Here is a 13789-nt window from a genome sequence, read left to right as displayed (position 1 = left end):
AAGCAGGTCATCCCCGCGTGCGCGGGAAGCACCTTCCGCGCCGGTCAGCAGAAGCCGGTCTTGCCGGATCATCCCCGCGTGCGCGGGGAGCACGGGCGTGAGGCGGCTTGCGCTGTGCTCCAGTACGAATCATCCCCGCGTGCGCGGGGAGCACATGCGACAAGCGCGCCGTCGCGGTCGAACTGGCGGATCATCCCCGCGTGCGCGGGGAGCACTTCTTCTGCTCGGCGACAAGCGCGTTCATCGCCGGATCATCCCTGCGTGCGCGGGGAGCACTCCCCGAAGATCGCCGCGGTGCTGCTCGAGGAGGGATCATCCCCGCGTGCGCGGGGAGCACGTCTGTCACGTTCGATACCACGGTCTGAAATGCGGATCATCCCCGCGTGCGCGGGGAGCACATCGCGAGGTAGCGCAAAAACGCCGATTTCCCCGGATCATCCCCGCGTGCGCGGGGAGCACGCCTGCTCATCGTTCAGGGTGACGACGAGGGTCGGATCATCCCCGCGTGCGCGGGGAGCACAACATCCCCATCGTCGGGCGCATGCAGCAGTCCGGATCATCCCCGCGTGCGCGGGGAGCACACTTCTTGACCAGCCCGTTCTCATGACAGCTGGCGGTTTTTCAATCGATTTCGTCGGCCCGGAGTTTCACCCCTGCGCCTGCCGCGGTTGCCGACCCACTCGCGCCAGATTAGTGGCTAGACCTCACATCTGCTTCGCATCGATAAGCCACCACTTGCTCGGCTTCGATCAGCGAGCGCTCGACCACTCTCGCTCGAATTCGTCCTGGGTTATCTCTTCAGCCTCGAACTCGGGTTGGCTTGCGATCTCATCGACCGCGGCGATCGGTATCTCGGCGAGGCCGGCGGTGGCTGTTTCATGGTTTTCGTCTGCCCATTCCCGGTGTCCGTCGCGGTAGGTTTGGACGCGTCGGGTCTCGTAGTTGTCGTCGCCGACTTCGTGGAAGTAGGTGACCGGTTCGTTGTCGAAGTCGTGGTGCCAGGTGACTTTCACGTACCTCATCGGTCAGTTCCTTCCTGATCGGACGATTCGACCGGCGAGGTCGAGGGGCTCTGTGTTGGGGACGACGAAGACGCCGGGTCTGCCTTGGACGACGGTGAGTCCGGTGACGTCGATTTCGAGGAAATGGGAGAACTTGGCCCCGGCCCAGGGTACGCGGAGGAAGGCGGCCGATAGCTGTGCTGGTGTTCGGGTTCCGGGTTCGATGTCGGTGAGGTATTGCCCGTCTCCGTATCGGGCGTCTTTGGGGTTGTGCTCGCGTAGTGAGGGCCGTAGCTCTTGGCTGTCGAGGATCGCGTCGTGGCCTTGCTCGTTGGTGTAGTGATACAGCGAGTTCGGTGTGGGGTCCGCGGGTGTGTGTGCTGGGGATGGGCTCGACGGGTCGCCGGCTTGGGTGGTCGAGCATTCGTTCGGGATGAGCCCGAGAGGGTCTGACCACGTGGTGGGGTTGTGTGGGTAGGTGCTGGGGTTGGCCGAGGCGGTGAGGCCGAGTGGGTCGGTGGTGAGGTAGCGGCCGGTGGTGGGGTCGTAGGTGCGGTGCAGGTTGTAGTGCAGTCCGGTTTCCGGGTCGTGGATCTGGCCTGGATATCGCAGGGGTGTGGCGGCGTCGCCGGTCCAGGCGGTGTTGCCCCAGAGGTCGGTTGTGGCGGTGGCGGCGCTGTGGGCGGTGTCGGGGTCGATGAGTTCGGTCGGTGTGCCGACGAGGTCGGTGACGATGGCGTAGAACTCGCGGTCGACGGTGTCTTGGTCGGTGGTTTGGGTGATCGGGGTGTGGGTGTTCGGTTGGTATTGCCAGCGTGTGGTGGCTTCGCTGGTGGTCTGTTCGATGAGTTGGGTGCCGTCCCAGGTGTATTCAGTGCGCTCCAGAACGGCGCCGTCGGGGTCGCGGTGTTGTTTGGTGGTTCGCCGTCCGAGGGCGTCGTAGGTGTAGTGCCACCATTGATGGTCGGGGGTCCAGACGTCGGTGAGTTGGTCGAAGCTGTTATAGCGGTAGTGCCAGATATCCGGCTTGCGGGACAGCCTCGTGGTGGTCTTGCGGATCAGTCGGCCGGACTCGTCGTAGTGGTAACGGGTGCGACCGTCACGGATGAGCAGGTTGCCGCGGTACTCGCGCGCGCTGGTGCGGCGGTCGGGGTGCGGGATATCGCCGGGGGTGCCCCCGAGGACGGTACCCGGTGGGGTTTCGGTGGCGTTTGTGCTGCTCGGTCGGGTGTTGGTGATGTTGCTGAGTGCGTCGTAGGTGTAATGCTCGGCGAGCGCGTGGTCGTGGGCGATGGTGGTGACTCGGCCGATGGGGTCGAGGGTGTAGTCGTCGTGGCGCCGTTCGCGCTCGGCGTGGGCGAGACTGTGGCTGGTGAGGTATCCGTCTGGGCGGTAGGTGTATTCGTCATGGCGTAGCCGGCGAGGCTGGGGCCGAGACGTTGCTTCGAGATCCAAAGATGTGCGGGGAAACCCGGTCACGGTCTGTTCGGTGACGCGGCTCCCGCCGGAGAAGTTCTGGGTGACAGCGAGTTCCCCGACGTTCCAGCCTGCGAGTCGTCCTAGTGGGTCGTAGGCGAAGGTGAGGGCGTGGTCGTCGGCGGTGAGTTGGTGCACGCGTCCGGTGAAATCGTGTGTCCATGTCGTGGTGGTGCCGGTGGGGCTGGTTCTGCGGGTTCGGCGGCCGTGTGGGTCGTATTCGTGGCGCGTCGCCGGTTGGTCGTCGAGTTTCTGGGAAGCCAGTGCGCCGGTAGGCGTGTAGGTGAATTCCAGTGTGTGGGTGACGTTTTCACTGTTGCCGGTGATTGCGGTGAGGATTCGTCCTGCGGGGTCGTGGGTGTATCGGACCCAGTCGCCGGAGTCGGAGCCGATTTCGGTGAGCCGGCCGAGTTGGTCGTAGCTCTGGTGGCGGGTTTCGCTCGTCGCGGCGGTGATCGTGGTGCGGCGGCCGGCGCTGTCGTAGGTGTATCTGGTTGTGGCGCGGTTGTAGTCGGTTTCTTCGACTATGCGCCCGGTGGTGTCGTAGGTGTAGGTCCAGGTGTGACCGAGTGGGTTGGTGACGGTGCGGAGTCGGCGTTCGGTGTCCCAGGTGTAGCGCGTGAGCGAACCGTCGGGGTCGGTGCGGGTTGCGAGCAGGTCGAAGGCGCCGTAGGTGAATCGGGTGGTGGCACCGGCTCGGTTGGTGTGGGTGAGGATGTTGGCGTCGCCGTCGTAGGTCCATGACTCGGTGTGGCCGTCCGGGTCGGTGCGGGCGAGCAGTCTGCCCTGTGGCGACCAGTGGTAGTGGGTGGTCTGGCCGAGGGGATTGCGGACGCGGGTGGGTCGACCGGCAGGGTCGCGCTCGATGTGGGTGAGGCCGCCGTAGGGGTCGGTCACCGCGGTCGGTAGCCCTGCGGGGTTGACGTCGATGGTGGTGCGCGCGCCGCCGGGCTGGGTGATCGTGGCGAGGGCACCGTTGGGGTGGTAGGTGTATTCGGTCCGGTTTCCGGTTGCGTCGATGGCGGCGACGAGGTTGGCTTGCCGGTCGTATTCTTGTCGCCATACGGTGCCGTCGGGGCGGGTGATGGTGGTGGGCCGGTTGCGCCACATGTACTCGAGTGCGATGGTGCGTCCGTCGGGGCGTTCGAGTTCGGCGATGTCGCCGTCGGCGGTGTAGCGGTAGCTGGTTTTTCCGCCGTCGGAGGCGGTCACGTGGAGGGGTTTGCGGTCGGCGTTGTAGTCGATGTGGGTGCGTGCGCCGGTGGGGTCTATGAGGTCGCGCAGTTGTAGTTCGCGGTCGAATCCGTGGCTGGTGATCGCGCCGAGGGAGTTGGTGATGGTGGTGAGCCGTCCTGCGCCGTCGGCGAATTCGTGATATTCGAAGTCGGTATTGAGCACTTCCCCGGTGCCGCGTTGGAAGATCACGTGGCCGGCTTCGTCGTAGGTGTTGACCATCTGGTTGCCGTTGGTGTCGGTCCAGGAGATCATGCGGTATTCGTCGTCGTAGGTGTAGCACATCGTGGCACCCGCACCCGAGGTGACGGCAACGAGCAGGCCTGCGTCGTAGCCGAATTCCTTTATCGGCGTCGCTGTTTCACCCGGGTTGGCGGTGTCGAGGAGGGCGAGCGCGGTGATGCGTCCTGCGGTGGTGTCGATGCGCAGGTGGTAGCCGCCCGAGTGGGAGATCGCGATGGGTTCGGAGTCGGTGTTGTAGTGGAAGCGGATGCGGTTGAGGTGGCGGTCGGTGATCGCGGAGATGGCGTAGTTGCCGAGGCGGGATTCGATGCCATTGAGGTCTGGTTCGGGTGCGAAGTGCCAGAGTAGTTCTCGGTGTTGGTCGTGGATGCGGTAGCCGCCGGCCTCGGTTCGGGTCAGCGTCCATCGTTGTCCGCCGGTGACCGGTTCGACGGGCACGCCCGGCGCGGCGTGGGGGTAGGCGAGCATGATGCCGTCCTCGCCGAGGAAGGTCACGCCCTGGTGTTCGGCGACGACCCGCATGTCCAGTGTCGAGGACCAGCACGGCCCGAACCAGCGGCCGAAACGATAGTTCGAGCGGTGGGTGCGTCGCAGTACCAGCGAGAGGATTCCTGGTAGGTCGATGTCGGTTTCCGGCAGCAGGAACTCCCCGGTCGCGATGTCGACCGGGTCGTCGGTGCAGGTTTTCTGCTCTGGTGTCCGGTCGGATTCGTGACCGGGTTCGCGGGCGTGGTCGTAGGCGTCGTGGTCGGCATCGGCGCGCTGCTGCGGGCTTGGATCAGCGGAGGGGTCCGGATCGTGGTGGGGACTTGGCTGGTCGTGGTTACCCGGGTGTGTGTCGCCGCTGTGGTCGGTGGTGTCGGGCGATTCATGGTGTGGCGCTGAAGGTTTGGTGTCGGGGTCAGCGTGGGTCGGTTCCGGCTCGGTGTGTGCTGGTGGTGTTCGATCGGAGTCGGGGTGTGCCGATGGTTCGGTGTCGTGGCGCTGAGGTGCCGGGTCGCTGTCGGGGTGCGCCGGTGCTGAGGAATCGTCGGGTCGAGGTGCTGGCGCGGTGTCGGGATCGGCTGGGTGCGCGGCAGGGGCTGGGTCGTCGGTTCGGGGCGGCGTGGCATCGGTGTCGGGTCGTTGCGGATTGTCCGGCGGGTGGTTCGTACTGTCGGGGTGGGGACCGGTGTCGCTGGATTCCGTTGTGTGGCTGGCTGGTTGGGATTCGGGCGCGTTGTGTGTCGCGGGTTGGGTGCTCGGTGCGGGCGCCTCATGGGTGGGTTTGGGCACCTCGTGCGGCACTGTCTTTGGCGTTGGTGTGGGGGTGTGGGTGCCGAGGCTGGTGGCGCGGTCGGTGATCCGTACGGCATCTTCGATCTTGTTGACTGCCGTGGCCGCGGTTTTCGCGCTACCGGCACCTCCGGTCGCCGCGGTCAGGAGCGCGTCGCCGGTCAGGCTGCCGGCGAACTCGAACGGGTTTCGTCGAGCATCCGACACCACCGAGGACACCACCGCGCCGGGGTCGGCGGCGGCGACCACCAGCCCGGTACCCAGGCTCGACATGCTCGACAAGTACTCGGCCGGATGGGTCATGTTGTAGGTGTCGGTCGGGTTCACTGCTCGGGCGAACTGCACCATCGAGGTCAGGCTCGTCAGCACCCCGGACTCGAAACTCTCCTTGCCGAATTGATAGACGTCGGCGAGGTCGCTCAGGTTGTCCGACCAGCGTTCGGTGAACGGCGGTTCGGTCGGTGCGGTCGAGGCCGCCTCGAGCAGCTTGCTGGTCGCGGTCGCCGCCGCCCCATCGCGTTGTGCCCGTGCGCCGCGCAGGATGTCGCGGGCCGCGTCGCGGATCGGCGTCCAGGTGTCGGCCAGGGTACGCCCCGATTTGTCCTTGTCCGACAGCGCATTCCATTCGTTCTTCTTCGCACGTTCCTCGGTGTCGGCTTCATCCCACTTGGCGATCGCGTCTGCGGCTTTGCCTTGCGCGGAAACGACTTCGCTGTACCAGTTGTCCAGTGCACCAGCAGCATTGCTCATCGCATCGGCGCCGTCCCACCATAGCTTGGGCTGCTTGTCGAACACCGCGTTGAAAGCGTCGGCAGCCGAGCCGGTCCAGTTCGCCGTATCGATGGTCCGCAGTGCGGTGCCGGTGGAGTCGATACTGGTGCCCATCTTCCGCAGCGCTTCAGCAGCGTCGTGGATGGCCGAGGGTTCACCGCGGACCAGTTGTTTCGGATCGCGGGTCTCCCCCAATTCGTGTTCGTCGACCGGGCCACCGGTAGCGCTCGCGATCCGATCACCGAGATCATCGAGCGACTCCGCCGCTCCGTCGGCACCAACCATGCGCGCGCCGGAGGCGAGCGCGTCCAGGCCGGCATCGGCGGCTTGGCCAGCCGCTTGGATGCCGGACTCGACCACCCCCTCGACCGCATCGCCGACACTGTTGAGGAACTTGTCGAATCCGATGCCCACCTACTTGTCTCCCCCCGGTTTCATGATCTCCGCGGCTTGCTGTGCGGCACCGCTGTTCCAGCTGAGCTGCTCACCGGTGCCGTAGCTGCCCAAATTTGCCAAGGCTTGTGGACCGACTGCCTGAATCACCTGCGCGTTTGTGCCGATCTTCGCGAACGCTTGATCGAAGGAATCGCCACTGTAGTCACTGTTTCGGACGTGGTTGAGACCGTTGTCGGCCACCGTGTCCTGCCACGTACGCGACGTGATCTCGTCTTTCGACAGGTGAGGATTGCCGCCCAGGTGCGTCCACATCTGCTTCATCGTGTCCGAGGCCGTCTGGTCCATCATGTGATACCGCCCTGCCGCCAAGCCCAAAACCTTGGCGATCTCGTTGCCCGCCTGCACCAGATACCGCACACCCCACGACCAGCGTTCGGTGAACCGCTCCATCGCCTGCTGCACGTTCTGCCGGCCAGCCTCCAACGGCGACAACGCCAGCAGCGAGAATCCACGACCGGTCGCCGCGGTCTCCTTCACACCGAGGTCCGACAACTCCCCGATGATTCCGTTGATGCCTTCGGCGGCCTTGACCAGAACTTGCGAGTCGACTTCGAGCTTGTCCCCCACCGCTACCCGACCTCGCTCTGCTCAGGGAGTTCCGGAGGAAACGCCATCGGAGCCGCACCTGCGATATCGACAGCCACGCCGGTGGGACGGGGACGCTGGGTAATGAGGCTGTCGAGGATCCGTTGCCCGAGCAGGGTGTGATAGCGGTACTCGCGCTCGGGTTCGACGCCCCGGGCGGTCATGTAGAGCGCAAACTGCTCGACGCTGGTGAATGCGCACAACCAGTCGATGCCGCCGAGCTGATGGACATACACCCGGTCATCGGGAGTCAACGGCACGATCAACACAGCGTCCGTGAACGCCGTTCGTAAGGCGCTCGGCTGGCCGAAACCCGAGTAAAAGGCAGCGATCTCAGAGCGCAACACAGCACAACTCTGATCACCGTCACTCGCCACGACCGTCCTCTCCGGTCTCATACGACCAGCCTTTCACACCACCTATCTCGATCATTTGCGAACACCAGCCGCCATCCGTCCAAGGCCGACAGGCGCTGCGCCCAGTTCGAAACCTCTGAACTATAAGACGCACCTGCCACCTCGCTGGTTCCATCGATGCACGGTCATCGTCTGGATAATCCCCGCATAGACGGGAGCGCGTGCGTTCGTCGACCAACTCGAGCGTCCGGATCATCCCCGCGTGCGCGGGGAGCATGATGCGCAGATCGGCCGCTCGGTGCTGGCGCACGGATCATCCCCGCGTGCACAGGGAGCACACACCTGCGGCCTTCCGGATCTCGCCGGAAGTCGGATCATCCCCGCATACGCGAGGAGCACGATCTGCGCGGTGACGGCCTTGCCGATCGCACCGGATCATCCCCGCAGGCGCGGGGAGCACCGCATCGAGGCGCGCGGAACCGTGTACACCGCCGGATCATCCCCGCGTGCGCGGGGAGCACGCTTTCTGCGGCCTCGGCCGCGTCGATTGCTGCGGATCATCCCCGCGTGCGCGGGGAGCACTATGGAGACGCCAGCAACAGGACACTTGTTCGAGGATCATCCCCGCGTGCGCGGGGAGGACCTTCTTGACCTCGCTGTTCTCATCGCGATCCGCGATTTTTCGTTCGGTTTGTTTCGCGTAAGCGACGTCAACGATATGTCTAAAGGATCACGCGATGGCCACCCTCATGTCCGGGATTCGACTCCATCGGCCGAGTTAGAGCTGTTACACCACGCTATTTGAAACAACCAACCCCACGACACATCAGAAGCCGCGACACCCACGGCCGACCAGGATAAGACCCGACACCACGAGCCACGGGCGAGCCACCAACCGATATGGCAGCTCGATCAGTCTTCCCTCAGCAGGTTGACTCCGTCATGGGCGCGTACCTTGGGTTGCTCCCGCTCATCGAGAGCGTCCAGCACTCGGACGGCGAATGCGGGCACCATAGCGTCGCTGACTTCGTGAGCAGTCATCCATTTGACTTCTACCGCCTCCGCGGTGGGATGTGGGTTACCCCCTTGCACGGTGCAACGGAACACGAGCGCCACAATCCCGCCCTTGAGATTCTTATAGACGCCGGTCAAGCGCTCGACACAAACATCTAGTCCAGTTTCCTCAGCGACCTCTCGGCGCACACCTTGTTCGAAGGATTCGTCGAGTTCCAACACGCCTCCGGGCGCCTCCCAGTGGCCGTTGTCTGCTCGGCGAATGACCAGGACGCGGTCGTCTGCGTCGACGACGATGCCCGAGACACTCACAGAATGCTTCGGCAGGTCCATCGATCCTCCAGTGAATGTTGCGGGGTCGTGCTGGTGTTTGCGGGCTAACACTAAGCTAGTTGTCTAGGTATGTTCGTGGCGGACGAGAAGGAGGGATCCATGCTCCAGCTCGGGACGGTGGACCGCTCCGACGGTCGGGCGTCGTATCGGCAGATCGCCGACATGCTCCGTGATGCGATTGCGGCCGGCGAGATAGCTTCTGACGAGCCGTTGCCGTCCGAGGCCGAGCTGACAACACACTTCGGTGTTGCCCGGATGACCGCGCGTCAAGCTGTGCAGGAACTTCGGAGTGAAGGACTTGTCTACTCAGAACAGGGCCGCGGCGTCTTTGTACGCCGTGAACCACCGATCCGTCGTCTCGCCTCGGATCGGTTCGCCCGCAAACACCGTGCAGGCGCGGACGGTAAAGCCGCGTTCTCTGTCGAAGCCGAGAAGGCCGGGTTCACTCCCGGCGTCGATCGCATCCAGATATCTCGCTGTGCCGCTGATCAAAATTATTCGGACGGGGGCGGGAATCTATCGGGCCACAGCGTCCTGTCGTCGTGTGTCGCATTCGTGAAGACCGCGTCGGTCAGTTTCGCGTCGGTTAAGTTCGCATGGGTCAGCTGCGCACCGGTCAGGTTCGCGCGGGTCAGGTCCGCGCCGATCAGCTGCGCGTTGCCAAGGTCCGCATTGGTCAGATTCGCATCGATCAGGTTCGCGCCGGTCAGTAGCGTGGTGGCGAGTTTCGCGTCGGTCAAGTTTGCCAAGGCCAAGATCGCGTCGGTCAAGTCCACGTAGGTCAGTCGCGCGCCGGTCAGGTCTGTTGCGACCAGTCGCGCGCCGTTCAGCCTCGCCCAGTGCAGATTTGCGCCAGTAAGTTTCGCGCTGGCCAGATCCGCTCCAGTGAGGTTCGCGTTATTCAGGTTCGCGCCGGTCAAGTCCGCTCCGGACAAGTCCAGATCCGCGAGATTGTATTCAACGAGGGCGCAATTTGGGAGTGCTGCCTGATGCAGGCTGATGACGGTAGCTGCCCAGGATTTCGGATGCTCGGCCGGTCGGCTGCGCCGCTCGGTGAGAATCATGACGATGGTTTGACGGATCTGACGTTCGGAGAGATCCGGCTTCTCGGGATCGCCGCTTACGGGAAATGGTACGCGCAGATACCACTGGAGCAGATTGATGCAGACCTGTCGTTCGTCGTCCTCGTCGAAGGCATGCCAGTCGTCGGCGAGCGCGGTCAGTGCGTAGACGCCCGCTTGCCGGACCGCGGCGGACGGGTCGGCGATCTGGGCGGCGATAGCTGTGTAGCGGTCACGCAGTGTCGAAACCTGTGCTCTGCGTGAGTCTTCCGCGTGCCGCTCGCGCTCACGATCCGTGTCGGCCTGGTGGCGTTCCCGCTCGCGCCTTGTGTCAGCCTCGTGTTGCTGCTTGGCGAGCGCACGGGATCGTTCACCGTTGACGTAGGCCAAGACACCGGCGCTCAACGCTCCGGCACCAGCCAAAACCGTTGCGAGCGGCTGCGAAAACCCCGCCTGTACACCGAACAACAAGGCTGCACCGAATCCCGCGACGCCTCCGCCAACTGTTGTGCTGGCCAACCCGAACCACAGCGACCGACTCCGCAACGAATCCAGCCCACGGTCAACGCTTTCCACCGCGGAGTTCTCGGTCACCGCCTTCTCCACCTCGGACACAGCCGAAACGGTACCCACGCGGCATCATTCGGGTGGTGTAATCGGCCCTGCGGAGTGAAGGGCGCTGCCGCCCTGGGCGATGAAGCCGTTGCGCTGAAAGAACTCTCGCCGCGCCCACCGACCGCTCGGCTCGCTGTCGATTGTTACGGTCAACCGCGTGGCACCCGCGGCTCGCGAATGCTCAGCGAACGCTGTGACCAGTCTGGTGCCGATCCCGTTGCCTGGACCAGTCACGCCGACGATAGAGATGTGGCCTCTGGCCGGAAGCCCGCCGAGGAATCCGACTGCCTGGCCTTCGAGGGTAGCTAGAAGGCACAGCCACACGTCGTAGCCGACGGACGGCGCCAGCCATTTCGGGTCGGTGAAGGCGCTGTCGCGCAAACGGTGTATTTGATTCAACCGTCCGAGCAGTTCTCGGCACGCAGGATTCGCCGCGGCGGTTGCCGTTACGACGGTGATGTCTTCGCACACCACCTGAGACGAGGCCACTGTAGTCGGCCGTGGGGCAATCAGACGGTGACGGCCCCACTCCGATTTGTGATCGCGAGCAGGGCCGCTTGCGCCCAAGGCTATTTGGGGTCGAACTCGCCAGCGCGAGCGTCAGTGATAAACGCGTCCCAGGCGCTGGGCGCGAAAACAAGCGCGGGGCCGGACGGGTTTTTGCTGTCACGTACACCTACGGCGCCGTCGCCGAGGTAAGCGACTTCGACGCAATCGTTGTTACCCCCGCTGTAGCTGCTCTTGAACCAGCTAGCCTCAGGCAGGTTCTTGCTCACGGCGCGTACTCCTTTGCTGCCTGCCGAAGCAGGTGTTTACTTGCCGCTACGTCGAGCGCAGCACGTTGGATCGTCCAGTACGCCCTACGGTACCGCCTAACGTCGTCAGCGGCCGCAAGGTGGATTCCTCCCGAGTAGGACTCGATGTACACCGTCGGCGGTTCGGAGGGCTCCCCCGCCTCGGTGGTGTCGAAGTCGACGATGGTGAAGTTTCCGACTACTTTGCCCAGCGGAAAACCAGCGTTGTTGGGAAGGATGCGAACGGTGACGGTCGAAGGCAGGTCGGCCAGGTACTTGAGCTGGCGACTCATGACCTTCGGCCCCCCGCTGATCCGATAAAGCACACATTCGTCTAGCACGACTTCAACTTCGAGCGGATGCACCGACCGAGTGATCAACGTCTGGCGGCTACGACGCACCTGCATCCGACGTTCTCTGTCTTCGGGCAAGTCGTCCTCGCCGAAGTAGCGGCGGTCGAGCGCCTCGACGTACTCGCCAATCTGAAGCAAGCCCGGAACGGTGTCCGGGCGATAGATGGTCAGCCGTTGCGCGACAGCCTCAAGCCCCAAGTACGCACTGAACGATGGTGCAAATTGGTCGTTGGTGTCTTGATCCCACCAGCTCTGCTCTCTACGTTGTGCAGCAAGGGTTTTCAAGGATGCGAGCTTCTCGGGGCGCTGATAAAGCTTGCACAGATTCTCAATGTCCTTGTCATGGATGACATTCGCACTGCCAGTCTCTAGCCGCTGGAGTGTGCCAGCTCCTCGGCCAATAGCTTTGGCCGCCATGGCGATTGACAAGCCTGCCTCTTGACGCATATCGCGAAGTTGCCGCCCCAGCTGTCGATGCGGCACGCCGGGGATAGGTGGACTCTCGGTCGATGCGACTGGCCTTCCAGCCCTCCGAGGCTTGCGACGTGCGCTCATTTTGCCCCCTTTGACAGCCGCCGCGCAGCGACGCCTGTGCTGCCGTGGATGACACTGCGCTGGTGTCGTGGATGCAATATCCGAGAAGTCGTGGATGGCTCCACACACCCTCTCCTCAAGGTATTCGCGCTGGTCCCTGCCCTACTCACCCGGCTGACCTCCCTAGAATCGGTCCGAAATGGCGATCATCCGTGGATGACACAATCTCTGTCCTTGGGTGACATCTGAGGGAGATGACTGATCGCTCTGAACTGCAATTATGGACGCCTTCCTGGATGAATGGACCAGTTTCTGTGGATCATCCATGGAAACATCCATACTGCCGTTCCAACTGGTCTGATAGGTGAGCGCTCAACTCGGAGCAGGCTCCCCGGTTCGGGGTTAATCCCCTCCCAATGGGTCCGAAATGGGCAGCACCAGCTTTGGCGAACCCAACGATTCAGTACTCACTTCCGGCACCGTCCGGAGGGATCGGGGCACGATGGCGATACATGTAGTGAACCAGTCGCTGATGAGCAGCGATCAGACCGAGCATCGAGCGAGATGCGTCGGCGACGGGGATTGGGTCGTGTCTTACCTGCCGGGTCGGACGTTGACGCTCGGGCAGGCAACGGCAGCGTTGCAGGCTGCCGAGATTGTTGCCTGGGTCGGATCACTAGCCGATCAGTTCGGACTCACGGCAGCGGAAGCGATCGGTTTGGCGGCGCAGAAGTCGTCGTGGCCCGTCGCGCAAGACCCGCGGTGCCGAAGCTGGCGACTCGGTAGGCGGTGAGCTGTGGCTCTGATCCTGCAAGTCCGCTCCGGGCGCGTTCGGTGATCGGCGATGTCGCCGAACTGCAAGCCCTCCGATGAGCCGGTCGTGCACATCAGGTTCGCCTACCGCTTCGACCGCACAGTCGAGGCCGTGATGGTCGACGAGTGCTGCGCGCCAGAGTCGGAGGCGGACGAATTTCTGACCGCTTTCGCCAGGTGTCACGACCCACGTATGACCGCCTTCCGTGTGGACGACGGCCAAACCAATCTCGGTCCATTGAAATGCAGGAACTTATGGAAACGCTGACCTCAACCGACCCCCGGATTCTTGTCCGCGGTCTGGCCGCACGGGCACTGATAGAGGTAGGGCGACCGTGATCGTCTTCCTTGTTACTTGCGTCGTCGTGGTGATGTTCTTCGGACTCTATTCCGCCGGGTTGGCGTTTCTGGAGTGGTTGAATCCCGAGCCGCCTCTCCCGCAGCCTCGCCATTCGCCGCCGCTTCGAAGCGTTGGTCGTCCGTACTCGCGCGTCATGTACGAGACGATGCCGTTGCCCATTCCTGCGGGGCCGTGGTCCTCCGGCTCATGCGATCTCGACCAGCGCGCCGTCTAGTCAGTCGAAATCGCCCTGCCCACAACATGTTCCATCGATCGGGAATGAGGAGAGATGTTCCGTCTACGCCAAGCGTGGCAGTTGGAGAACCAGTTCGTCATCAGGGTGGGATTCGCGCTGGTTTCAGTGGCAGTGGTCTGGCTGATCAACGAGGTCCGGCAGATCAGGGCCCGTGAGGGCCGCTCGCATCATCCCGCAAACGGGGTCCTCTACCAGCCTCGGCTCGCTCCTCGGTCCCAATTCCATTCCGGGCGTTGGGATCACAAGCGATGACCGCACCACACAGATACGGCACCATCAC

The 13789-nt window shown here is 63.7% G+C and carries 9 protein-coding genes, 1 pseudogene and 1 CRISPR repeat array; of the genes and pseudogenes, 1 reads left to right on the top strand and 9 read right to left on the bottom strand.

Going from position 1 to position 13789, the window contains the following annotated elements:
* Positions 1-3 precede the first annotated feature (3 nt).
* Positions 4-581: a CRISPR direct-repeat array (repeat unit 28 nt; unit sequence GGATCATCCCCGCGTGCGCGGGGAGCAC).
* Positions 582-749: 168 nt separating this feature from the next.
* From ACFYO1_RS03085 to ACFYO1_RS03065, 5 genes are all read right to left on the bottom strand, one after another.
* The gene (locus ACFYO1_RS03085; protein ID WP_387226610.1) at positions 750-1022 is read right to left on the bottom strand and encodes a DUF6881 domain-containing protein; all 273 of its coding nucleotides are present in this window, start codon (positions 1020-1022) and stop codon (positions 750-752) included.
* Positions 1023-1025: 3 nt separating this feature from the next.
* Positions 1026-6413 (bottom strand): putative T7SS-secreted protein, encoded by a 5388-nt coding sequence (locus ACFYO1_RS03080; RefSeq protein WP_387226608.1) that lies wholly within the window; start codon positions 6411-6413, stop codon positions 1026-1028.
* The gene (locus tag ACFYO1_RS03075; RefSeq protein ID WP_387226606.1) at positions 6414-7022 is read right to left on the bottom strand and encodes a hypothetical protein; all 609 of its coding nucleotides are present in this window, start codon (positions 7020-7022) and stop codon (positions 6414-6416) included. It abuts the gene before it with no gap.
* A 2-nt stretch (positions 7023-7024) separates the two neighbouring features.
* On the bottom strand, positions 7025-7387 hold the full coding sequence (locus ACFYO1_RS03070) for a hypothetical protein (protein WP_387226605.1): 363 nt from the start codon (positions 7385-7387) through the stop codon (positions 7025-7027).
* A 921-nt stretch (positions 7388-8308) separates the two neighbouring features.
* Positions 8309-8743 carry an NUDIX hydrolase gene (locus ACFYO1_RS03065; protein ID WP_387226604.1) on the bottom strand — a complete coding sequence of 145 codons (435 nt, stop codon included), beginning with the start codon at positions 8741-8743 and terminating at the stop codon, positions 8309-8311.
* A gap of 99 nt (positions 8744-8842) precedes the next feature.
* On the opposite strand from ACFYO1_RS03065, the pseudogene ACFYO1_RS03060 reads away from it, so the two are divergent.
* Positions 8843-9220 (top strand): annotated as a pseudogene (locus tag ACFYO1_RS03060) (GntR family transcriptional regulator); the annotation flags it as partial.
* A 17-nt stretch (positions 9221-9237) separates the two neighbouring features.
* Here the strand turns inward: ACFYO1_RS03060 and ACFYO1_RS03055 are convergent.
* From ACFYO1_RS03055 to ACFYO1_RS03040, 4 genes are all read right to left on the bottom strand, one after another.
* Positions 9238-10419 (bottom strand): pentapeptide repeat-containing protein, encoded by a 1182-nt coding sequence (locus ACFYO1_RS03055; RefSeq protein WP_387226602.1) that lies wholly within the window; start codon positions 10417-10419, stop codon positions 9238-9240.
* A gap of 24 nt (positions 10420-10443) precedes the next feature.
* On the bottom strand, positions 10444-10890 hold the full coding sequence (locus tag ACFYO1_RS03050; RefSeq protein ID WP_387226599.1) for a GNAT family N-acetyltransferase: 447 nt from the start codon (positions 10888-10890) through the stop codon (positions 10444-10446).
* 98 nt (positions 10891-10988) lie between these two features.
* Entirely contained in the window at positions 10989-11195 is a 207-nt protein-coding gene (locus ACFYO1_RS03045; RefSeq protein WP_387226598.1) for a DUF397 domain-containing protein, read from the bottom strand.
* Complete coding sequence (locus ACFYO1_RS03040) at positions 11192-12049, bottom strand: helix-turn-helix domain-containing protein (RefSeq protein WP_387226596.1); 858 nt, start codon at positions 12047-12049, stop codon at positions 11192-11194. Before ACFYO1_RS03040 ends, ACFYO1_RS03045 begins: the two co-directional genes overlap by 4 nt.
* Positions 12050-13789: the final 1740 nt, after the last annotated feature.

Origin of the sequence: Nocardia sp. NPDC006044 (assembly GCF_042871115.1) — a bacterium.
Lineage (GTDB): Bacteria > Actinomycetota > Actinomycetes > Mycobacteriales > Mycobacteriaceae > Nocardia.
The sequence above is the reverse complement of the archived record's forward strand: the minus strand, read 5'-3'. Positions and strand labels throughout refer to the sequence as shown.